Annotated in this window: 19 protein-coding genes; 5 read left to right on the forward strand and 14 right to left on the reverse strand. The window is 45.7% G+C overall.

Features of this window, described 5'->3' with window-relative positions; genetic code table 11:
• Positions 1–66 precede the first annotated feature (66 nt).
• From ASF99_RS03655 to ASF99_RS03670, 4 genes are all read right to left on the reverse strand, one after another.
• Positions 67–1722, reverse strand: a complete 1656-nt coding sequence (locus ASF99_RS03655; RefSeq protein WP_023467373.1) for a glycerol-3-phosphate dehydrogenase/oxidase — start codon at positions 1720–1722, stop codon at positions 67–69.
• 133 nt (positions 1723–1855) lie between these two features.
• On the reverse strand, positions 1856–3346 hold the full coding sequence (glpK, locus tag ASF99_RS03660) for a glycerol kinase GlpK (protein WP_055967009.1): 1491 nt from the start codon (positions 3344–3346) through the stop codon (positions 1856–1858).
• A 30-nt stretch (positions 3347–3376) separates the two neighbouring features.
• Entirely contained in the window at positions 3377–4201 is an 825-nt protein-coding gene (locus ASF99_RS03665) for an MIP/aquaporin family protein (protein ID WP_023467371.1), read from the reverse strand.
• 195 nt (positions 4202–4396) lie between these two features.
• Complete coding sequence (locus ASF99_RS03670) at positions 4397–4960, reverse strand: glycerol-3-phosphate responsive antiterminator (RefSeq protein WP_023467370.1); 564 nt, start codon at positions 4958–4960, stop codon at positions 4397–4399.
• Positions 4961–5199: 239 nt separating this feature from the next.
• Here ASF99_RS03670 and ASF99_RS03675 point away from each other — a divergent pair, with 239 nt between their 5' ends.
• Positions 5200–5772 carry a YczE/YyaS/YitT family protein gene (locus ASF99_RS03675; protein WP_235515863.1) on the forward strand — a complete coding sequence of 191 codons (573 nt, stop codon included), beginning with the start codon at positions 5200–5202 and terminating at the stop codon, positions 5770–5772.
• A gap of 59 nt (positions 5773–5831) precedes the next feature.
• Here the strand turns inward: ASF99_RS03675 and ASF99_RS03680 are convergent, their stop codons facing one another.
• Positions 5832–6575 (reverse strand): ABC transporter permease, encoded by a 744-nt coding sequence (locus tag ASF99_RS03680; RefSeq protein ID WP_023467368.1) that lies wholly within the window; start codon positions 6573–6575, stop codon positions 5832–5834.
• Positions 6553–7470, reverse strand: a complete 918-nt coding sequence (locus ASF99_RS03685) for an ABC transporter ATP-binding protein (protein ID WP_023467367.1) — start codon at positions 7468–7470, stop codon at positions 6553–6555. The genes ASF99_RS03680 and ASF99_RS03685 overlap by 23 nt, the downstream gene beginning before the upstream one ends.
• Positions 7471–7623: 153 nt before the next feature.
• Between ASF99_RS03685 and ASF99_RS03690 the strand changes: the two genes are divergently transcribed.
• The 3 genes from ASF99_RS03690 (at position 7624) to ASF99_RS03700 (ending at position 11257) form a co-directional block, all read left to right on the forward strand.
• Positions 7624–8103: a GNAT family N-acetyltransferase gene (locus ASF99_RS03690; protein WP_055967011.1), complete on the forward strand. Its 480-nt coding sequence runs from the start codon at positions 7624–7626 to the stop codon at positions 8101–8103.
• A gap of 15 nt (positions 8104–8118) precedes the next feature.
• Positions 8119–9702, forward strand: coding sequence for a diguanylate cyclase domain-containing protein (locus ASF99_RS03695; protein WP_023467365.1), 1584 nt, complete (start codon positions 8119–8121; stop codon positions 9700–9702).
• A gap of 88 nt (positions 9703–9790) precedes the next feature.
• Positions 9791–11257 (forward strand): glycoside hydrolase family 32 protein, encoded by a 1467-nt coding sequence (locus ASF99_RS03700; protein WP_035398465.1) that lies wholly within the window; start codon positions 9791–9793, stop codon positions 11255–11257.
• Between the two features lie 47 nt (positions 11258–11304).
• Here ASF99_RS03700 and ASF99_RS03705 read toward each other — a convergent pair whose 3' ends face one another.
• Positions 11305–11802: a GNAT family N-acetyltransferase gene (locus ASF99_RS03705; protein ID WP_055967053.1), complete on the reverse strand. Its 498-nt coding sequence runs from the start codon at positions 11800–11802 to the stop codon at positions 11305–11307.
• 246 nt (positions 11803–12048) lie between these two features.
• Here ASF99_RS03705 and ASF99_RS03710 point away from each other — a divergent pair, with 246 nt between their 5' ends.
• Positions 12049–14211: an ATP-dependent helicase gene (locus ASF99_RS03710; RefSeq protein WP_023467360.1), complete on the forward strand. Its 2163-nt coding sequence runs from the start codon at positions 12049–12051 to the stop codon at positions 14209–14211.
• Between the two features lie 261 nt (positions 14212–14472).
• On the opposite strand, the gene mscL is transcribed toward ASF99_RS03710, so the two are convergent.
• From mscL to ASF99_RS03745, 7 genes are all read right to left on the reverse strand, one after another.
• Entirely contained in the window at positions 14473–14865 is a 393-nt protein-coding gene (gene mscL / locus ASF99_RS03715) for a large conductance mechanosensitive channel protein MscL (protein ID WP_055967014.1), read from the reverse strand.
• A 12-nt stretch (positions 14866–14877) separates the two neighbouring features.
• Positions 14878–15759 carry a Cof-type HAD-IIB family hydrolase gene (locus tag ASF99_RS03720; protein WP_023467358.1) on the reverse strand — a complete coding sequence of 294 codons (882 nt, stop codon included), beginning with the start codon at positions 15757–15759 and terminating at the stop codon, positions 14878–14880.
• A gap of 75 nt (positions 15760–15834) precedes the next feature.
• A complete protein-coding gene (gene cls / locus ASF99_RS03725; protein ID WP_023467357.1) occupies positions 15835–17286 on the reverse strand; it encodes a cardiolipin synthase in 1452 nt (483 codons plus the stop codon).
• 136 nt (positions 17287–17422) lie between these two features.
• Entirely contained in the window at positions 17423–18832 is a 1410-nt protein-coding gene (hemG, locus tag ASF99_RS03730; protein ID WP_055967016.1) for a protoporphyrinogen oxidase, read from the reverse strand.
• A complete protein-coding gene (hemH, locus tag ASF99_RS03735; protein ID WP_023467355.1) occupies positions 18822–19754 on the reverse strand; it encodes a ferrochelatase in 933 nt (310 codons plus the stop codon). The genes hemG and hemH overlap by 11 nt, the downstream gene beginning before the upstream one ends.
• Positions 19751–20797, reverse strand: a complete 1047-nt coding sequence (gene hemE / locus ASF99_RS03740; RefSeq protein ID WP_023467354.1) for a uroporphyrinogen decarboxylase — start codon at positions 20795–20797, stop codon at positions 19751–19753. Before hemE ends, hemH begins: the two co-directional genes overlap by 4 nt.
• 143 nt (positions 20798–20940) lie before the next feature.
• Positions 20941–21243, reverse strand: coding sequence for a MerR family transcriptional regulator (locus ASF99_RS03745; RefSeq protein ID WP_023467353.1), 303 nt, complete (start codon positions 21241–21243; stop codon positions 20941–20943).
• Positions 21244–21288 lie beyond the last annotated feature (45 nt).

A 21288-nucleotide genomic window follows, 5' to 3' on the forward strand; every position in this document is an offset into this window, starting at 1 on the left:
CAATACGAATATGCAAAAAAGGAATCAAGATCATATTGATCTTGATTCCTTGATGAGTTAGAGAGCTTATTCTGTCACGAGTGCATGTGCTGCATCTTCGATTTCGATATCGAGTTCTTTCGTATAAGCATCTGTTTGTTCTGCTGTCCAGTTCAAGACAGATTTCATTTCTTCGATGACGGCATCTTTGTGCGCACGAGCCCAAGCGATGTCGAAGAAGACAGCACCTGTACGGCGGATGAAGAAGTCGATTGGACGAGCGACCATTTCATGTTCGATACTGTAATGGAGTTGTGCATAGACAGAACGTGGAAGAGCTGTCGTTGCTGCATCGAATGCTGCTGCATATTCCAGTACTTTCGGTAAGTTCGAACCGTAGCGTTTTGCTAGGAATTGAACTTCTTCTGTCGTTAGACCGTTCGTTGCTGTTTGAGCTTTTAAGAATTCAGCAAATCCTTTTGCTCCGCCGACGTGTCCACCAGACATTGGCATGTTTTTCGTCGAACAACGTGCATACGCGACGTTCTCTTCTTTTTTCAAAAGTTTAGCGACGAGATCAACGACGTGCTCACCCATTTTACGGTATCCAGTCAATTTCCCACCCGCAATCGTGATGAGACCTGACTCAGACTGCCATACTTCATCTTTACGAGAGATTTCAGAAGGGTCTTTTCCTTCTTCATAAATCAATGGACGTACACCAGCCCAGCTTGATTCAACGTCTTCTGCTGTCACTTTAACCTCTGGGAACATATAGTGAATCGCGTCTAAGACGTAGTCTTGGTCTTCGACTGTGAACTTCGGATGTGCAGTATCTTTATCGAAGAACGTATCTGTCGTACCAACGTATGCTTTTCCATCACGTGGAATCGCGAAGATCATCCGACCGTCTGGTGTATCGAAATAGACCGCTTGTTTAAGTGGGAATTTCGATTGATCGATGACGACGTGGACACCTTTTGTCAAACGAAGTTGTTTCCCGACTTTAGAGCCATCTTTTTCACGTAATTCATCAACCCATGGACCTGTCGCGTTGACGACTTTTTTCGCACGGATTTCATGTACGTCACCTGTCAAGAGGTCTGTCACACGCATGCCGACGACTTTTCCAGCATCGTAGATGATTTCTTCCGCTTTTGTATAGTTGACGACGCGTGCACCGTGTTCAACCGCTTCTTTCATAACTTCGATTGTTAGACGGGCGTCATCTGTACGGTACTCAACGTAATAACCGCCACCTTTGAGACCTTGTTGTTTGACGAGTGGTTCTTTCGCTAATGTTTCTTTCGCAGATAACATCGTACGCCATTCCGAACGTTTAACACCTGCTAAGAAGTCATAAACACGAAGACCGATTGACGTACTGAACGGTCCGAACGTACCGCCTTTGTGCATCGGAAGCAACATCCACTCTGGTGTCGTGACGTGTGGTCCGTTTTCGTAAACGATCGCACGTTCTTTACCGACTTCCGCGACCATTTGAACTTCGAATTGTTTTAAATAACGTAGACCACCATGGACTAATTTCGTTGAACGACTAGACGTACCGGACGCGAAATCCTGCATTTCGACGAGGCCAATCTTCATACCGCGTGACGCTGCATCGAGGGCAATCCCCGCACCTGTGATACCGCCACCTACGACGAGTAGATCGAGTTCTTCACGTGTTAATCGATTATAGACATCTGCACGGTTTTTGCTTGAGAATGGTTGGTTAGCCATGAATAGTTCCTCCTGTTTAGGTTCGAAAAAAAAGAGACCACAACAAACACGCTGACTATGTCAACTGCTGCTGTGGTCTCTCCATATTCTCCGACCGATTTATTAACTTGACCTTACTATAACATACGTCACATCATTTGAACAACATCGTAGCTTGAACAGCTTTTTGCCATCCACCGTAGAGCGCATCCGTCTCTTCTTTTGCCATGCTCGGCTCGAAGCGACGTTCTTTTTTCCATTGCGTCGCAATTTGTTCACGGTTCTCAAAGAATCCAACAGCAAGACCTGCGAGGTACGCTGCACCTAATGCCGTCGTTTCATTGATTTCCGGACGCTCAACTGGTGCTTGGATGATATCACCTTGGAACTGCATCAAGAAGTCGTTTTTAACTGCTCCACCATCAACACGGAGCGTTTTGATCTCGATGCCTGAATCTTGCTCCATCGCAGATAGGACGTCGCGTGTCTGATAAGCGAGTGATTCAAGTGTCGCGCGGATGAAGTGTTCTTTTTCCGTACCACGTGTCAAACCGAAGACGGCACCACGAACGTCTGAATCCCAGTAAGGTGTACCAAGACCAACGAATGCTGGTACGACGTAGACACCGTCTGAAGACGTGACGCGTGTTGCGTATCCTTCTGATTCTTTGGCATCATCAATGAGACGTAATCCGTCACGTAACCATTGAATCGCAGATCCTGCGACGAAGATACTTCCTTCTAAAGCATACTCCACTTTTCCATCGACGCCCCACGCGATCGTCGTCAGCAATCCGTGATCTGATTTAACAGCCTCTTCCCCTGTGTTCATCAACATGAAGCAGCCTGTACCGTATGTGTTCTTCGCCATTCCTGTATCAAAACACGCTTGACCAAACAATGCGGCTTGCTGATCGCCCGCTGCTCCAGCAATCGGAACTGATTCTCCGAAGAAGTGATACCCTGCTGTCTCTGCGTACACTTCAGAAGATGGTCGTACTTCTGGAAGCATCGCTTTCGGGACATCTAAGATGTCGAGTAACTCGTCATCCCATTTTAATTCATGAATGTTATACATCAACGTACGACTTGCATTCGAATAGTCGGTCACATGTGCTTTTCCGCCGGATAATTTCCAGATGAGCCACGTATCGATCGTACCGAACAACAGTTCACCACGTTCAGCACGTTCCCGTGCTCCTTCGACATGATCTAAAATCCATTTGACTTTCGTACCAGAGAAATAAGCGTCAATCAATAGACCTGTCTTCTCACGGAAGAGCTCGGCATGACCGGCTGCTCGAAGCGCTTCACAGATTTCAGCCGTTTGTCTCGATTGCCACACGACTGCATTGTGAATCGGTTTCCCTGTTTCTTTTTCCCAGACGACAGCTGTTTCACGTTGGTTCGTGATTCCAATACCAGCAATCTGCGACGGCTTTACGTTCGCCTCCGTCAGACAAGTCGCCACGACAGCAAGGACACTTCCCCAAATCTCGTTTGCGTTGTGTTCGACCCAACCTGGTTTCGGAAAATACTGCGTGAATTCCTGTTGTGCTGAATGGACGATCTCGCCGGCACGATTAAACAGGATCGCACGTGTACTCGTCGTTCCCTGATCCAATGACAAAATGTAGTTCTCCATCTCTTCCCCATCCTTTTGTATCTAAATAAGTTAAGCTGACTTTGACTCCACTGACGTTGTTTTGTTCGGACGAACACCGAATCTATAGCATAAGCCTAATATGACGATTGTCACAAGTCCTACAATCCAAAAAGCCGGTGTATCTTTCCCTGTGAAGACCGAACGATAAAACAATCCGCCAAGACTTCCACCGAGAACTGGTCCGAGAACCGGAATCCAAGAGTACCCCCAGTTCGATGATCCTTTTCCATGAATCGGTAGGATGAAGTGGGCGATACGTGGACCAAGGTCCCGCGCCGGATTCATCGCATATCCTGTCGTTCCTCCGAATGACATACCGAGGCTGACGATCAAGAAACCGACGATCAATGGATTTAGACCATCTGAGAACTTATTTGCTCCGATTGATAACAACCCAATGACAAGCAAGAATGTCGCGATCATTTCACTCATTAGATTGGCAAATGTATGTGGAATCGCTGGTGACGTCGCAAAGACGCCGAGTTTCGTTGCTGGGTCTTTCGTCTCCGCCCAGTGTGGTAAGTAATGGACGAAAACAAGACTTGCACCAAGTATCCCGCCGGCAATTTGAGCGACGATATAGCCTGGTACGTCTGCCCATGCAAATGAACCGTCAAAGGCTAAACCAAGCGTTACTGCTGGGTTAAGGTGTGCTCCACTGAATTGACCGACGGCATACGCTGCAATCGCCACGGCAAAACCCCATGCAAACGTGATGACAATCCAACCTGCATCCTTCGCAAACGATTTCGTCAAACTAACGCCTGCACCAACACCGTTCCCAAGCGCGACAAGCAAAGCTGTGCCTAAAAATTCCGCTAAAATGGGTGACATATGTGTTCCTCCTTTTGGTTATGTGAAAAAAGCAACATAAAAAGGAGATCCACGTCAGTTCATACTTGAATGTTCTTCAAGCAGGACTCACACGTGAATCTCCCTTTTCTCCGTCACTTTGTATCAACTTGATATCACTATAACAATCAGTGAAAACGCTGTCAAATAATCCGAATGATTTTCCTCACAATCAACTTAAGAGCGTGGTTCAAAATGACGCCACAAGTCCTTATTCGATGTTGTGATACTTGAGGCACCTGCTTCAATCGCTTGTTCCACTTCCTCGACCGTATCGATGAGTCCACCGGCGAATACGAGACGCCCTGTCTTTTCTTTCACTTCTTGAATGTACTTTGGCATTAACCCTGGTAACACTTCGATGTAATCAGGTTGCGTCCGTTCCATGAGTTGATAACTTTTTTCGAGTGAACTGGAATCAAGTAAGAACATGCGTTGCATCGTCTTGACCTTTTTTTGACGTGCTTTCAAGATGACGCTCGCCTTCGTCGAAATGACACCATACGGCTTCAATTCTTGGCAGACGTATTCTGTGGCATATTCATCATTTTTTAACCCTTGAACGAGATCCATGTGCAAAAACATTTTTTTGTCGTAACGATGCGCCATCTCATAGACCGCTTTTAAACGCGATACATGCATTTCGAGTAAGACCCCATATTCATATGGACTCTTCAGCATCTTTTCAAAGTCTTCTAATTTTCTAACGGAAGGCAGGATCTTCTGTCCAAAATATGTCATATGTTCTCCCCCTGATTCGTAATGTGTCCTAAGTATGTCGTGAAACATAAGGAATAGGCAATGCTCTTTTCATGAAAATAAGTGAAAAGAGCGCTACGATTAGGGTATAGCTTAACGAAACGATTTCTTTTCAGGAGGTGAACGCGCAGTCCTACCGTCTGTGCACGTCAATGAGTCAGCAAAAACGGATTGTCATCTATTTATTCTCTATTTTAATTAACGCCTTAGGAAACAGCTTCATGGTGACCGCCTCGATCGGGAGTGCACCTTGGACATCAGCGAGTGAAGCCGTTGCGGCCATCTCCCCTTTAACTGTCGGACTAGCGATCATCGTCTTACATGTGCTCGCTTTGATTGCGGCACTCTCTCTTGGGAGTCGATTTAGTTGGTGGACGATCGTCCTCAGTTTCGCACTCGTCGTCCTGTTCGGCGCTGCGATTGATTTCTTCTTATCGATCCATCAATTGATTTATACACCACAGGGACTTTGGATGCGCGTTGTGTACATGTTGATCGGCATGCCATTGATTTCACTTGGACTCGCTCTCTATCTACAAATCGGATTCGTATTGATGCCACCGGATTACTTGATGAAGTCACTGATCAGTCGCTTTAAAAGTACCTCGCTCGGGGCAACGATCAGCCTCGGCATTCCTTTTTTGATTGCTTGTCTCTTTTCACTGATTGAACGCGAACTGATCGGCATCGGAGTCGGAACTTTCATTTTTCTCTTATTGAACGGTCCACTGATCGAATGGTTTCAGCGATTGTTCCCGATTACAGCACGTCCACCTAAACGGACAAGTTCTTGAATACTGTAAAAGAGCTGCTATTGATAGACAAATTCATCTATCAATAGCAGCTCTTTCATTTACGTATATGATTTTCTTTGGAAGACAAGAATCGATGCACCTAACAAGACGATGATATGAGCCAATACGAACAAGGCGGAGAACGTCAAAGTTGTTCCCATCGCTTCACTCGTACCATAGGTCATAGAATCCTTGAAATACATTGACCAGTCTAAATGCATGAATACGATCCACTTAGCGATTGCTGGTTTGAAACCAACCAGTAAGTTACCCGCAATGCTCGTAAAGAACTGTGCTAGTACGGTGAAGCCGATAATCATTCCAACAGAACGGAACAACAATGAGAAGAATAACGTCATGAATATTGTAAAAATCGGACTGACAACTTCGACGATCGTATCGCGGAACAGAATTGGATCTCCTGCCTCTGAAAACGCAAATGAGCCTGCGTAGACGATCGCAGCGATGAACACGAATTGGAACAACATGATCAAGATCGAAAAGATAAGTTTCGAGAAATAAATCGTCATTCGGGAATACGGACTCATTAATAAGTGTTTCATCGTGTCATAACGTACTTCATTCCCGATGGCTTCTGCCGTGAAGACAATCGTGATGATTCCTAATAGAGATGTCAGTAAAAGGAACGTTGATGAATAATAATCATAACGTGTGAACTCAAAATCATTCGTCTTTGCAACGATGATAATACCAACTGCAATAACGACATATAGTGCTAAAACGATTTTCGCTTTTTTAGTCGTCCACCATTTCATCCATTCATTTTGTATGAGCGAAAGCATGTGAATCCCCCTCTTTTTTCGTTACTTGCAGGAATTGTTCCTCAAGCGTCAAACGTTTAACGGTCAGTTCATGTAAATCGGCAATCGGCACGACGAGTCGAGCGATAGCTGGACATTCACTTTCCGGTGCGGTGATAATAATTTTATTCTCGAGTACTTCTGATGGGTAGTTCGCGACGCGAAGGGCATCGAGTACCTCTGTCATCGCTTCTGCATTGACACGAAGAGCGATTTTCGCTCCAGTTTCATTACGAACGGACTCGACCGACTTGATGACACCCTGATCGATGATCGCATAACGATCACTGATTTGTTCCATCTCACTCAACATATGGCTTGAAATTAAAATCGCGATATCTTGCTCACGCGCCATTTGGCGTAAATATTCACGAAGCTCTGCAATTCCGGATGGATCCAGACCATTCGTCGGTTCATCTAAAATCAAGACGCGCGGGTTATGTAGCAAGGCACGAGCAATTCCGAGTCGTTGCTTCATTCCGAGTGAGTACTCTCCGACTTTTTTTGAAAGCTTTCCTTCAAGACCAACGAGTCGTGCTAGTGCATCATAATCCACTTGACCGAGTCCCGGAATGAGATTTTTTGCATGAACTAAGTTTTGTTTTCCTGTCAGATAAGGATAAAACGCTGGATTTTCAACGATTGCTCCGATTTGCGTCAGCGCTTTCGAACGCTCTTCTACGACATCAAATCCATTGACTGTGACTTTCCCTGCATCCTGCTCGAGTAGTCCCGTGATGATCCGAATCGTCGTCGTCTTCCCTGCTCCATTCGGTCCGAGGAAGCCGAACACTTCTCCTGGGGATACCTCAAAACTGACGTCTTTTAAAATTTGCTCTTTTCCGAGACGCTTTGAGATATTTTCAATCTTTAACATCTGCTCTTCCTCCTCATTCATATTTTGTCTATGCTATTAGTGTACGTGATTTTAAAGGATAAGTTTCATTTCTTACAAATATGTAATCTGATTCCAATTAAAAAGGCGTAACAACAGAAATTTTATATTAAAAATAAAGAATGGAGTCGCTAGATGATTCGCTTTGAACAAGTAACACATGATCACTTTCCGATCATCCAATCGTTGTACGCGAGCGTTCCTGCATATGCGCTCTTAGAAGAACGAGTGCTTCCGCTCTCTGATTCGACCTTACAGGAAGAGTTTTTAAATCCCGATACCGTATCGCTGATTGGGTATGTAGACGGAGAACCCGTCTTACTGATTGATTACCTACCGAAGCATCCAAAAGACGGTACACCTTGGATCGGTCTATTTTTACTGGATGCTTCTCAGCACGGTACGGGAACTAGCAGTCGGTTACTATCTGCTTTTTGTGATCAGTTTCTAAGTCAGGAACCTCACATTCATCTCGCGGTCTTACCCGATAATTTAAGAGCCCGTCGTTTTTGGGAAAAACACGAATTTCGATATGTACGAACGAGTATCTCGAACCGCGAACAACAGGTAGACGTCTACGTGTATGATGTAAGTAAAAAAAATGAAAACGCATGAATGGAGTATCGCACAATGTTCAGACTCTCACTTCGCTTTGATGTTTTGTTAGCGGGATTGATTTCCCTGCTATTTTTTAGCATGACGCTCGGATTAACTTTTTTCATTAGTCAACATGCAACAAACCGACTCCAATCGGAAGTCGGGATGAATCTGTCAACGACTGCTCACCAACTGTCTGATAAGCTTGATCATTACATGTGGTCACGTTATGCCGAAGTAAAATTGCTGGGTTCTTTATCAACGATTCAACAAACAGAACAAAAAGCAGAAACACGGCAGACACTCGAAGAGTTACAACGACAGATTCCTGACTTTTCTTGGATTGGTCGCTTAGATGCGAAAGGCAAAGTCGTTGCGTCAACGAATCAGATTCTTGAAGGAACATCGATCAAGGAACGCCCCGTCTTCCAACAAGCCTTATCACAACCATTCATCGGGGATGTCCATGAAGCTGTTCTACTCGCAAAATTATTGCCAAACCCAAGCGGTGAACCGTTACAATTCGTCGATATTAGTACACCTTTGTACGATAAGGGGCGATTTTCTGGTGTCCTTGCGACACATCTCAGCTTCGAATGGGCAAAAGCGATCGAACAAAGTTTTCAGAGCGCCACGTCCTCTCTCCAACAAGTCGATGTCTTCATCATTAGTCAAGATCGAAAGACGATTTTGCTTGGACCGAACGGATGGAGCGGTAAAACATTACCTGATAGCGTAACGCTGACTTCGAATGCTTCTGCGACCGCTTCTTGGCAAGGGAAAGAATTCGTCTCTGGTCAAAGTACAAGCCGAGGTTACAAGGATTACGATGGATTAGGTTGGACGGTTCTCGTGCGTCAACCGACTTCGATTGCCTTCGCTGATGCCGACGCTTTACGTCAAACGATTTTTATCGCCGGATTGATTGCCTCTTTCATCACAGCCGTACTCGGATGGATGTTAGCGAAGTTATTGACACGACCATTATTAAAAATCACATATGCCGCCCAACAGATGCAGGATGATCCCTCAAAATCACTCCCGAATCATCGTGGAATCCGAGAAATCGAGACACTGACGGATGCCTTACAACGACTGATTCATCGCTTGCTACATACCGAACAAGAGAAATTAACGTTTGAACGCTTGTCACAACGCGATAGCCTGACGGGTCTCGCGAACCGCAACGGTCTCGCTCAATACATCGAACAATTGCCTGCAGAAACGCATTCTATCTATCTTTGCCTTGATTTAGACGGCTTTAAAGCAGTCAATGATACGTATGGTCACGCGCTAGGTGATCTCCTGCTGATCGAGGTCAGTCAACGTCTCGAACAGTTGCTTCCACCTGGTGGATTCGTAGCTCGTCTGGGCGGCGATGAGTTCATCATCGTCTTGACGACTCAATCCTTAACAGAAGCACGATACTTAGGTGAACAATGGATCGCTCACGTCTCGATGCCGTATCACTTAGAAGAACAAACCGTCCACATCGGGATGAGTATCGGAGTCGCCGAACAGGTGACAGGAGAATCACTCGAACAAGTCATGCATCGCGCTGATTTAGCGCTCTATCGTTCGAAGCAAAATGGCAGAGGATGTATGTCCGTTCATTGACCATTCAGGACGGAGGATTGACAAGCGCAGCTCTCCTCCGTAAGGTGAACGAGAGAAGCGTATAATTTTTCAACGAGGAGCTGTCAACATGAATCAATGGACACGTGAAGCACGATACCGTCCCCTCTCGGATGTCGATCCGAGCGTCTACCAAGCGATGAAGGAAGAAGTTCGAACATCTCCTTGGCGATTTTCTTACCATATTCAACCTCCGACCGGACTTTTGAATGATCCGAACGGCTTCGTCTATCATGACGGTCTCTATCATTTGTTTTATCAATGGTTTCCACTCGGACCCGTACACGGGCTGAAGTACTGGTATCACATGACATCAAAAGATCTTGTACATTGGTTCGATGAAGGAGCTGCCTTGATCCCAAATGACGATCCTGATTCACACGGTGCTTATTCCGGTAGCGGCTTCATTAAAGATGATCAAGTGCACATCATGTACACCGGTAATAAACGGGATGCGGATTGGAATCGCCATACGAGCCAAATCGTCGGTCATCTCCGCTCGGATGGACGAATCGAAAAACATTTACCACCTGCTATTCCAAACGTTCCTGAAGGATATACGGAACATTTCCGTGATCCGAAAGTCTTCCAAGATGCATCGGGCATTTGGTACTGCATCATTGGTGCACAGCGTAGTGACTTGACGGGTTGTACTGTCATCTATCAGTCTCAAGATGCAGAGCACTGGACATTCCTCGGTGAGTTACAGACGAATTACTCGACATTCGGTTATATGTGGGAATGTCCTGATTATTTCGAGCTGGATGGAAAAGGGATCCTCCTCTTTAGCCCTCAAGGGATTGAACCAGATGGTCCGAACTATCAAAACATTTTCCAGTCCGGTTATTTCATCGGCGAACCGTTAGCTTTACCCGACTTAACATTCACACACGAATCGTTCCAAGAACTCGATTTCGGATTTGACTTCTACGCGCCACAAACAACTGAGGCGGCAGATGGTCGACGGATTCTTGTTGGTTGGATGGGGCTACCGGATATCAGTTATCCTTCTGACATCTATAACTGGGCACATGCTTTAACATTGCCACGTGAATTAACGATCGAACAGGGACGACTTCGTCAACGACCTGTCCGTGAACTGACACAGCTACGAAAAGAGACGCTGTTTGACGAAACGATTCTTTTCGAACAAGACGTGACAATTGCGGAAGCTGAGATTTTCGAGCTCGTGATGACAGACTTAAAACTGTCGTCGGACTCGTTCCGCTTCTCGATTCGTCAAGACGCCACAGAAGAAACCGTATTCCATTACGATGCTGTATCACGTCAATTTACGATCGATCGAAGCCGATCAGGTGCAGAAGTCCCTGCTGAATCATTCGGCACTTCGCGATCGACGATTCTTGCGAAGGACTTGCATACATTACGTCTGTTCGTGGATCGTTCTTCGTTTGAACTTTTTCTAAATGACGGAGAAGCCGTTGCATCTGGACGGATTTTCCCGAAAACATCCAGTCGAGGTATTGTCTTCTCTGGTGAAGCAGGTGCGCATTTATCACTCTACGATTTATCTTAAATAAAAAAGCATTTTCCTGAATAGAATCAGGAAAATGCTTTTTTGCTTCAATGCTTCAATCGTGATTCTTTTTCTAGATCAAATGCAAGGATGTGCTGCTCCCCAATTGGACCCATGACGGACTGTAACGTATCAACGTATCCCGTTTTGAAATACAGTGATTTTGCAGCAATATTCTTTTTATTGACCGCTAGTGTGATCGCTGTGACTTCTGGAAAATGATGATGCACGAACTCTGGCAACTGCATCATTGCCTCTTTCGCATATCCTTGGTGTTGATGGCGTACATCAATGGAAAAGGCACGTAACAGGACACTGTGTTCATGTGTTCGATGTGTTTTAGGGGGATTAAGATGAAGAATAAAAAATCCGACGACGAGCTCGTCTTTTTTGATGACAACCGGGAATTTATCTGGATGGGCAACTGCATCTGTGACGACATCCGTCGGAAAAGAAGTAAACTGGACTTGTTCTTCCGGAAGAATGAACGCATCACATTGTTCATAATGTTCATTCGTATACATGTGTAATTTCACTACAGACATTCTCATTCCGCCTTCCCTCTTTGTACAGGACAAGAGAGTACTCTCTTACATCTATTCCCATTTTAATGTTTTTGTGTCCATTTGCCTAGTCTTTTAGGGTACTCGTCTTACATAACATCCAATAGGCTCTTGTCTCTTTATTCCACGGTTCTTCTTTCCGTAATCCAATCCTGACACTAAAAATGATACACTAGGGAAAGTTCGATTATTGAACGCGAAATAAATACGCTCGAGGTGAACTGTATCATGCATGAAGATTTTTTCGAACAGATGGAGCGATTGACCGGCATTCAACTGAATCCTGTCCAACAACAGGCAATCGAACATGACCATGGTCCGTTGCTGTTACTCGCCTCACCCGGCTCTGGAAAAACAACGACGCTTAATTTTAAGATTGCCTATTTGATTTTACAAAAAAAGATTGAACCACATCGTATTTTAGGGCTGACCTTCAGTAAGGCAGCAGCTCGCGAGATGGCGGATCGTTTTTATCATCTATTTCACGAATTAATTGGAACAACAGCGGCATTCTCGACGATTCATAGCTTTGCTTTTCAAGTCGTTCGGGATCATACATCCCAGCAACGTCTCTCCTATACGATCATTGAGGGACCAATGGATCAACAACATCCGAATGTGCCACATAAACGCATGTTACTCCGGCGTATTTTCCAGGAAATTAATCGGAGTGTCATTACAGACGACCAGATGGATGAGTTATTGCGGATGATTTCCTTCGTCAAGAACCGTCTTCTTTCTTTAAAGGAGATCAAGGCAGTACCGACGACGATCAAACATTTCCCTGATATCTATGTGGCATATGAACAATTCAAGTCGCGTGATCCCTTACATCCGTTACTCGACTTTGATGATATGTTGACGTATGCGAATACGATTTTGGAGCAAGACCGTCGTCTGTTGCAACATTATCAGCGACGCTTCGACTATATCCTAACGGATGAAAGTCAGGATACGTCGCTCGTCCAGCATCAATTGGTCGAGAAGTTAGCCTTACCGCATAACCGTCTTTGTGTCGTTGCAGATGATGATCAGACGCTATACAGTTGGCGTGGCGCGGATGCCTCTAAAATTTTGCACTTCAAAGATACGTATCCGAATGCGACGATTCTTTACATGGAACAAAATTATCGTTCGTCTCAAGACATCGTATCCGTCGCAAACCAATTCATTCAGCGCAATAAAGCACGTTATCCGAAACAGATGTTCACGGAGAACGCTGCTGTTCGTCCGATTATCTTAGAGACGTTACCAACTTACGAGGATCAGACCCGCTATCTGTTGAATCAACTACGGACAGAGACGAATTACCGCGAAGTAGCCATCTTATATCGCAACAATGCCTCATCGATCAATGTGATGAATGCTTTGGATCAAGCAAATATTCCGTTTTATATTAAGGATGTCGATCATAAATTCTTCAGTCATTGGATTTTGAAGGATATCTTAAACTTCATGACATTCGCACAAGATCCGACAGATATCGATGTGCTAGCAACTATTCATACGAAATTCGCCGGGTATATCTCAAAAGCGCAACTTTCTCAATTGCAACAGTTCGGTACGGGTGAATCTGTATTTGATCTACTCATAAACAAAATCGAGATGAAGTTTTATCAAAAGAAACAACTTCAACAAATGAAGCGCACATTCGCTTCCATCCAAACCGTTCGCCCCTCTGCCGCCCTCTCTCTGATTCGTCATGAACTGGGTTACGAAAAGAATTTGCGAAAAATGAGTGAGAGTCTCGGTTTTAGTCTCGATCACCTGCTTGAAACATTGAATACGATCGATAACATCGCAAGTGATGTACCGACACTACTCGCCTTTCGTGAACGGATCACGCATCTCGAACAATTGATGCGTGATGCGAAACAAAATAAAAATCAAAATGCGGTCACCCTTTCGACCTTTCACAGTGCGAAGGGACTTGAATTCGATCGCGTCTTCATGATTGATCTCGTTTCTGGGATTCTTCCATCAGCTGATACGATCAAGGCGTACAAGAATGGACAACTCGATGATATGGAAGAAGCTGCACGTTTGTTTTACGTCGGCATGACACGGGCGCGACACGAACTACATCTCCTGTCCTATCGTTTTAAATCGAAATCATTTGATGTCTCACCATTCGTCGAAGACGTCCATCGCCTCGTCACGCCTGATGCTGCAAAACGAAAAGTAGAGCGCAAGCGAACTGCTGTTACAGCGCGAGCTAGCGTTCCTCCACTTCCGATCACTGAGAACATGCGTGTCTCGCATACAGCATTTGGTCCCGGAACTGTCTTGCACCTGGTTGACGATGTGCTGGAAATTTCATTTGATCAAGGAATGAAAAAACAGCTTTCGTTACAAGTCTGCTCTGAAAATGCGTTACTCGAAATTTTATGATTCAGAATGGACCTGACTCAAAAAAAGAATGACGTGTCTTTTCACGACCTTTCCTCAGGCAAGACACAAGCCAGTTTTCCTGCTTCATTCAAGCAGGAAAGCGGGTCTTGTTTGTCTCTGACAGCGCATAATGCGCTTTTTCCTGTAGGAGTGGCGTGTGACGCGCCATTCTTTTTGTTACGAGATAAAGGTGGCAGATTTTTATTCTGCCACCTTTATCTTTGTAGAGGCTGACTTTTGAGTCAGCCTTTGTTGTATCCGTTAATTTTTCGTCGATGACTCATTTTGATGAATCAAGGCATCTCTGATTTCTGTCAATAATTTTTCTTCTGTCGTTGGTACCGCTTCTTCTTCGATGATTTCTTCCTTCTTCCGGAATGAAGTGATTCCTTTGACAAAGATAAACAGTGCAAAGGCGATCAACAAGAACTCGATACTCGCTTGAAGAAATTGACCGTACTGCAACTCTGCATTTCCGACCATGACCGATAATCCTTTGACATCAATGCCCCCGATGATGATACCGATCAGTGGCATAAAGACGCTGTCGACGAGGGATTTGATGATCCCACTAAACGCAGCACCCAGAATAACCCCGACCGCTAAATCGATCACATTCCCTCGAAAGGCAAACTCCTTGAATGCCTTAAACATGAAACGTCCCCCTTACCAAGCGCGGGACGCCAACTGCTGAATCGCATATCCGACGCCGTGCTCGTCATTTGATTTCGTCACGTGATGGGCAATCGCTTTTGCCTCATCATGACCATTCCCCATCGCGATCGCCTTGCCGGCAACTTTGAACATTGGAAGATCATTCAGGTTATCACCGATGACAGCAACCTGTTCGATTGGCACACCGAGGTGGTCTGCGAGGATTTTAACTGCCGTTCCTTTATCGGCACCGACTGCCATGACTTCGATGTTATCGTGTCCTGACGACGTGACATAGACACCGTCGACCTTCTGCTCGATTTCCTGCCAGATTTTTTTCATTAATTCTTGATCAAACGAGAATGAGATGAATTTAAATACTTGTCCCGCTTGGTTACGGATATACGACCGGAATCCATCAATCATCTTGACGTCTTCGTGGACATAATAACGATCGTGGAAGAAATCAAGCACTTGTTTCGCCCGATCACTTTCTTCACTCAACTCTTTCAGCGAATCATAGGCTGCGTCGATCGTCGCTCCTTGTGCTGTCACGAGTCCTCGATCACAGAACATCTCGAAGAAAACTTCATATTGACTGATGATACCGTAAATTTGCTGTGCTTGTTCCGTCGTCAACGTCGTCGCACTCAACTCTTCTCCATCTACGGTCATCACACGTGCCCCGTTTGAAGCAATGATCGGACAGTGGATTCCTGCTGCATCTGTTAATTCTTTTGCATTTAAGTAGTTACGTCCTGTCGCGATTGCAAATTCGACACCTTGTTCGCGTGCCGCTTCAATTGCCTGAATCGTCTCCGGTTCAATTCGTTGCTTGCCCGAAAGAACGGTTCCATCCATGTCTGATACGAGTAGCTTGATTGGATTTGCCATCGTCTTCACTCTCCTCTTTTTCTATTTCCATACCACTATACCATTTTTCACATTTTGACTGGTCGTAAACGCGGTTTACAAAATCGGTGACAACAAACGCGAAATACTTTCCTTGAATTTGATCGTTCTTGAACGCGCGGCATACGACTCGACCGTCATGAGCTTTGATACCTCACAATCAGCGAGGAAAAGACGTTCTAGTTCAATCGCTATTGCCTGATCATAGACGATCGTGTTCATTTCAAAGTTCAACCGAAAACTTCGCGCATCGATATTCGTCGTCCCGACTGAAGCAATCTCGCCATCAACGACGATCGTCTTCGCATGTAAAAATCCAGGTTCATACGTGTAGACTTTAGCTCCGTACGATAACAACTCTCCTACAGCAGCAGTCGTTGCCCAGTAAACGAATGGGTGGTCCGGTTTGTTCGGAATCATGATACGGACTTCCACTCCGGACAGAAGGGCTGCCTTACATGCATCTAAATAACTCGTGTCTGGAATGAAATAAGGCGATTGGATATAAATTGTCCGTTTTGCTTCGTTGATCATCTTGATCAAGGCAAGCTTCAAATACTCTGAACGGGAATCCGGACCCGATGTGACGATTTGCATCGGTAATATATCCTGAATCCTGTGCGTTCCATAGTAAAACAAAGATTTTTCCGTATAGACGTCACTTGCTTGGTTCCAGTCGAGAATGAAGCGGTCGAGTTGATCGTGAACGACGTCACCTTCCAAGCGAAAATGTGTATCCCGCCAGTAGCCGAACTTTTCATCGATCCCGAGATATTCCGTACCAACGTTGAACCCACCAATGTAGCCGATTCGACCGTCGATGATACAGGATTTACGGTGATTCCGGTTGTTCAATCGAAAATTAACGAAACCAATCGTCGACGGGAAAAAGGCGAACACTTCTCCTCCGTGTGCGAGTAAATCCTTAAAATCCGTCCGTTTGAGACTTCGTGATCCGACAGCATCATACAATAGACGTACTTTGATCCCACGACGGGCACAATCGGTCAATGTATCGATCAACGCTAACCCGAGACGATCTTTCTGAATGATGTAATATTGGATATTCACTTCATGCTCTGCCTGGCGGATATCTTGAATCATCCGATTGAACTTCTGCTCGCCATCCGAAAGAATCTGCAGTTGATTCGAGAGACTGAGCAGGGAACCGTTCGACATCAGGTTCATCCGAATCATATCCCGGTGCTTTTGAATCATCGGGTGCCGTCCCATCGTTACAAGTTCTTTTTTCTGTAAGGCGATCCGTCTATCCTGTTCCAGTTGTTCTTCATCCGTGACACGATAAAAATTCGTTTTTTTCAACAGTCTTCCGAAAAACAGATAGACGAGAAACCCAACGAGCGGAACGAAATACAAGATGAATACCCATGCCCACGTCGCACCAATATCGCGCCGCTCAAGAAAAATAACCGTCAGGACAGCCAAGATATTCATGATAAGCAATCCGTAGACGATGATGATCGTGAACGTACTCCATACTTCCACCATACGATTCCCTCCCGCTTCAACGGTATTCTTCAATTTTGATTCCTCTGTCTCTTATTCCCGTTTCCTTCCGTGTCATTCTTCTGAAGACAAAAAAACCTTTTTGAAGCACGGCTAGCTTCAAAAAGGTTTAGGTGTGTCATGATTCTTTACATGGTTCCGGTTGTTGTAACGCCATTTGTTCAAGCGTCGCTTTGACACCTGCTACACAGTCTGGCAATCCAACACCATCATAGGCGAGTCCGGCTAAATGAATGTGCGGATAATGAGAAGCGACGATTTCTCGCACTTCTTGAATCCGCTGTGCATGTCCTACCGTATAGGCCGGTAAGCCGTCTAAGAGACGACTGATGACGACACGTTCCGGTTGCAAGGGACGACCACAGATGTTTTCAAGATCTTCTAAGACGACGCGTTCAATCATTTCGTCAGATTCACGAACGAGTGCATCTTTTCCGGGGCGTCCGATGAAGGCACGGAGCACGGTATGATTCGGTGCTGCATGATTCCACTTTTGATCAATCGCCGTGCATGCTGTAATTGAATACGGCGCCCGACGGTTGACGATGAATCCCGTTCCATCAATCGGTAACGCTGTTTCCTTATCGAAAATCAACGTGACCGTCGCCGTCGAGTGTGTTGAAAGGTTCGCAAGCCCTGGAAGCGTCGCATCTGGTAACAGGGACACGACTTGGCGATGCGGAATCGTCAACAAAATATCATCAGCATATTCTGGACCATGATCCGTTTCGAGACGATACCGCCCGTCTTCTTCCCGTTCGATGGAACGAAGTGGTGTCTCTAGACGAATCTCTGTCCGTTCGAGCACCTCTTCTAAACGCTCGACGAGAGACTCGAGTCCAGTAGCAAGTGATAGGAATTGACCTGTCGCTTTGAGCGTCGGACCTTGTTGTTGATCAAGCGGACGCATGAGGCGCATCCCTTCGAACAAGCTTCCAGCCTTTTGCTCATTCGCAACGAATTGCGGGTAGGTCGCGAACGTACTCATCCGGTCGATATCACCCGCATAGATGCCTGAAAGAAGCGGTTCGATCAACTTCTCGACGAGCGCATCTCCAAGACGCGGACGCAGGTATTCCCCTAATGGGATGTCTGTTTCCGGAATCGTCAAATCAGGAGCAGGGTGAAGCAAGCGTTCTGTCACCTCTGCCTTTTCTTCTTCCGTCAGTAGAGACGTCTCTGCGAATAACTCTAAATCGGTCGGGATGCCCATGACGGCACCTTTTGGAATCGGGTGGAGACCGCGCGCATCCAAGATATACGCTTGCGACGTGTTATTGCGAACGAGTTGCTCCCCTAATCCGATCTCTTCGATGAGATCCGTCAACACGTGTTTCCGTGCGACGTATGAATCCGGTCCCCGCTCGATCGTCAATCCTTCGTCCCGATATGTCGCCACCTTACCACCGAGACGACCCTCTGCCTCGAGTAACGTGATGTTCATCTCTGGAAACTGCTTCTCTGCATAATAGGCGGCTGCAAGTCCTGATATACCACCGCCCACGATGACGAGACGTTTACTGGACATAACTACCCACCTGTTTCGCGACGGCTTCCGTGACAGCTTTCATGAAAGCTGGATCCGCGTTTGGCATGACAGGTCGCGCATAGTGAATTCCGAGTTCGTCGCAGACGACTTTACACTCGTAATCATTATCGAACAATACTTCTAGGTGATCGGCAACGAAACCAACGGGTACGTAGACGAATGCTTCATATCCTTTTTCTTCGTAGACGTCACGTGTCAAATCCTGAACATCTGGTCCAAGCCATGGTTCTGGCGTTTGTCCAGCCGATTGCCAGCCTGTGATCATATGCGGTACACCAGCACGTTGCGCGATCAATTCGGCTGTTTCCTTCAATTGCTCTGGGTATGGATCACCGTTTGCAATGATTTTCTCAGGTAGACTGTGTGCTGAAACGACGAGAACGGCTTTCTCTTCAGGTACTGGTAAAGCGTCGAACGTCTTGCGGATTTCTTTCCCCCACCAATCGAGAAACGCTTCTTCTTTGTACCACGATTCGACGGATGCGAGACGAATACCATGTTGGTCCGCGACTTCCTTCGCACGACCGTTATATGAACGGATACTGAACGTTGAATAGTGTGGTGCTAAAACGACCGTGACCGCTTCCGTAATGCCGTCTTTTGCCATTTGCTCGACAGCATCCTCAACGAATGGCTCGATGTGTTTCAGACCAAGATAGAGTTTGAACTCGATTTCACCAGCATATTTCTCAGACAGTTGACGGTGTAGCTCTTCAGCCTGATCAATCGTGACTTGTGCGAGTGGTGAGACACCACCGATGGCTTCGTAACGTTCCGTCAACTCTGCCAATGCTTCTGGAGACGGTTTGCGCCCGCGACGGATGTGCGTATAATAACGCTCGATATCTTCTGGTTTATATGGCGTACCGTACGCCATAACAAGTAGTCCTAACGTCTTCATTTTCCTACCTCCATTTTTTCTTTCGAATAATCATGGATAAATGCAGTCAAACGTTTCAATACTTCTGGATCGACTTCCGGGAAGATGCCGTGACCGAGGTTAAAGATAAATCCTGGTTGCTTCATTCCCATGTCGAGAATTTCCTTCGTTTTTGCTTCAAGGATATCCCACGGTGCTAGCAGATAAGACGGGTCGAGGTTTCCTTGGACAGGTTTCGTCAATCCACGCTCACGTGCTTCGTCAATCGACAAACGCCAATCAAGTCCGACGACGTCTAACGGTAAACTGTGCCATTCTTCTGCCAAGTGACTCGCTCCTACACCGAACATGATCATCGGCACGCCTGTATCTTTTAATTCCGTGAAAATGCGTTCCATCGTTGGCTTGATGTAACGGACATAATCTTTCCGGCTTGTCGTTCCGACCCATGAATCAAAGATTTGGAACGCTTGGATTCCTGCATCCACTTGTGACTTGATGTAATCGATGACCATGTCACCTAGTTTCTCCATTAAGGCATGCCATACCTCAGGTTGTCCATACATCAATGCTTTCGTTTTATGGTATCCCTTCGAAGGACCACCTTCAATCATATAGCTCGCAAGCGTGAATGGTGCCCCGGAAAAACCAATCAACGGTACTTCGAGTCGTTCTCGTAACAAACGAATCGTTTCATAGATATATGGAATATCTTCGCGGTTGAATGGTTGTAATGCTTCGACATCTGCCATCGTGCGAATCGGGTTCGCGATGACTGGACCGATACCACTCTTGATTTCGACGTCAACGCCCATCGATGGAAGTGGCGTCATGATGTCTTTATACAGAATCGCTGCATCGACCCCTAATTGTTTTACAGGTAGTTCTGTCACATATGCGCCTAGTTCCGAGTCATGTGTGATCTCGAAAAGCGTCCGCGTCTTCTTGATTTCACGATATTCCGCTTGATAACGACCTGCTTGTCGCATGTACCAGACGGGAACGTGATCAATCTGCTCGCCACGGATCGCCCGCAAAAACGTATCATTGAATTTCTTCATCATAACTACCCCTTTATACTCGTTCTAACGCCCCAAAAAAACGTACGATAAGTTTGTGAACACAGAAACATTATATCTGAAATTAAGAAGTCTGTGCCAATAAATCGTTTACAAAATGACAGTTCTGTTACCAGTTCATGAAATGTTCACTGTTTCTTGTAAAGACCGAACGCAGCGTTTAACTGACCGCGGATCAAGTCTGAACGTTGCTGTTCCGTTACCTTACGTTCTTTTTCTCGAATTTCGTGCGTACGCCAGCCATCCTCGATTTTTTCCGCGACTTCGACGAGTCGCTCGACATCCGTAAACGAATATTTTCGTGTTTTTCCATTTGTCCGTTCTGGAAAGATCAACTTCCGTTCCTCATAGTAACGAATCTGACGTTCTGACAAGCCGGTCAATTCACAGACGATTCCGATCGACATCACCTTTTTTTCACGGTAGTTCATCTTCGTCACTCCTTTCCACAAAAATACCATGTCAGATTTTCTGAC

Origin of the sequence: Exiguobacterium sp. Leaf187 (genome assembly GCF_001423925.1) — a bacterium.
GTDB lineage: Bacteria > Bacillota > Bacilli > Exiguobacteriales > Exiguobacteriaceae > Exiguobacterium_A > Exiguobacterium_A indicum.

Coding starts and splice junctions, on each gene's coding strand:
- ASF99_RS03705 (WP_055967053.1), bottom strand. CDS start 11,802: ATGTCTGTAGTGAAATTACACATGTATACGAATGAACATTATGAACAA.
- ASF99_RS03700 (WP_035398465.1), top strand. CDS start 9,791: ATGAATCAATGGACACGTGAAGCACGATACCGTCCCCTCTCGGATGTC.
- hemG (WP_055967016.1), bottom strand. CDS start 18,832: ATGTCCAGTAAACGTCTCGTCATCGTGGGCGGTGGTATATCAGGACTT.
- hemH (WP_023467355.1), bottom strand. CDS start 19,754: ATGAAGACGTTAGGACTACTTGTTATGGCGTACGGTACGCCATATAAA.
- ASF99_RS03655 (WP_023467373.1), bottom strand. CDS start 1,722: ATGGCTAACCAACCATTCTCAAGCAAAAACCGTGCAGATGTCTATAAT.
- ASF99_RS03695 (WP_023467365.1), top strand. CDS start 8,119: ATGTTCAGACTCTCACTTCGCTTTGATGTTTTGTTAGCGGGATTGATT.
- ASF99_RS03675 (WP_235515863.1), top strand. CDS start 5,200: ATGGTGACCGCCTCGATCGGGAGTGCACCTTGGACATCAGCGAGTGAA.
- ASF99_RS03665 (WP_023467371.1), bottom strand. CDS start 4,201: ATGTCACCCATTTTAGCGGAATTTTTAGGCACAGCTTTGCTTGTCGCG.
- ASF99_RS03670 (WP_023467370.1), bottom strand. CDS start 4,960: ATGACATATTTTGGACAGAAGATCCTGCCTTCCGTTAGAAAATTAGAA.
- ASF99_RS03710 (WP_023467360.1), top strand. CDS start 12,049: ATGCATGAAGATTTTTTCGAACAGATGGAGCGATTGACCGGCATTCAA.
- mscL (WP_055967014.1), bottom strand. CDS start 14,865: ATGTTTAAGGCATTCAAGGAGTTTGCCTTTCGAGGGAATGTGATCGAT.
- ASF99_RS03685 (WP_023467367.1), bottom strand. CDS start 7,470: ATGTTAAAGATTGAAAATATCTCAAAGCGTCTCGGAAAAGAGCAAATT.
- ASF99_RS03680 (WP_023467368.1), bottom strand. CDS start 6,575: ATGCTTTCGCTCATACAAAATGAATGGATGAAATGGTGGACGACTAAA.
- glpK (WP_055967009.1), bottom strand. CDS start 3,346: ATGGAGAACTACATTTTGTCATTGGATCAGGGAACGACGAGTACACGT.
- ASF99_RS03690 (WP_055967011.1), top strand. CDS start 7,624: ATGATTCGCTTTGAACAAGTAACACATGATCACTTTCCGATCATCCAA.
- cls (WP_023467357.1), bottom strand. CDS start 17,286: ATGGTGGAAGTATGGAGTACGTTCACGATCATCATCGTCTACGGATTG.
- ASF99_RS03745 (WP_023467353.1), bottom strand. CDS start 21,243: ATGAACTACCGTGAAAAAAAGGTGATGTCGATCGGAATCGTCTGTGAA.
- ASF99_RS03720 (WP_023467358.1), bottom strand. CDS start 15,759: ATGGCAAATCCAATCAAGCTACTCGTATCAGACATGGATGGAACCGTT.
- hemE (WP_023467354.1), bottom strand. CDS start 20,797: ATGATGAAGAAATTCAATGATACGTTTTTGCGGGCGATCCGTGGCGAG.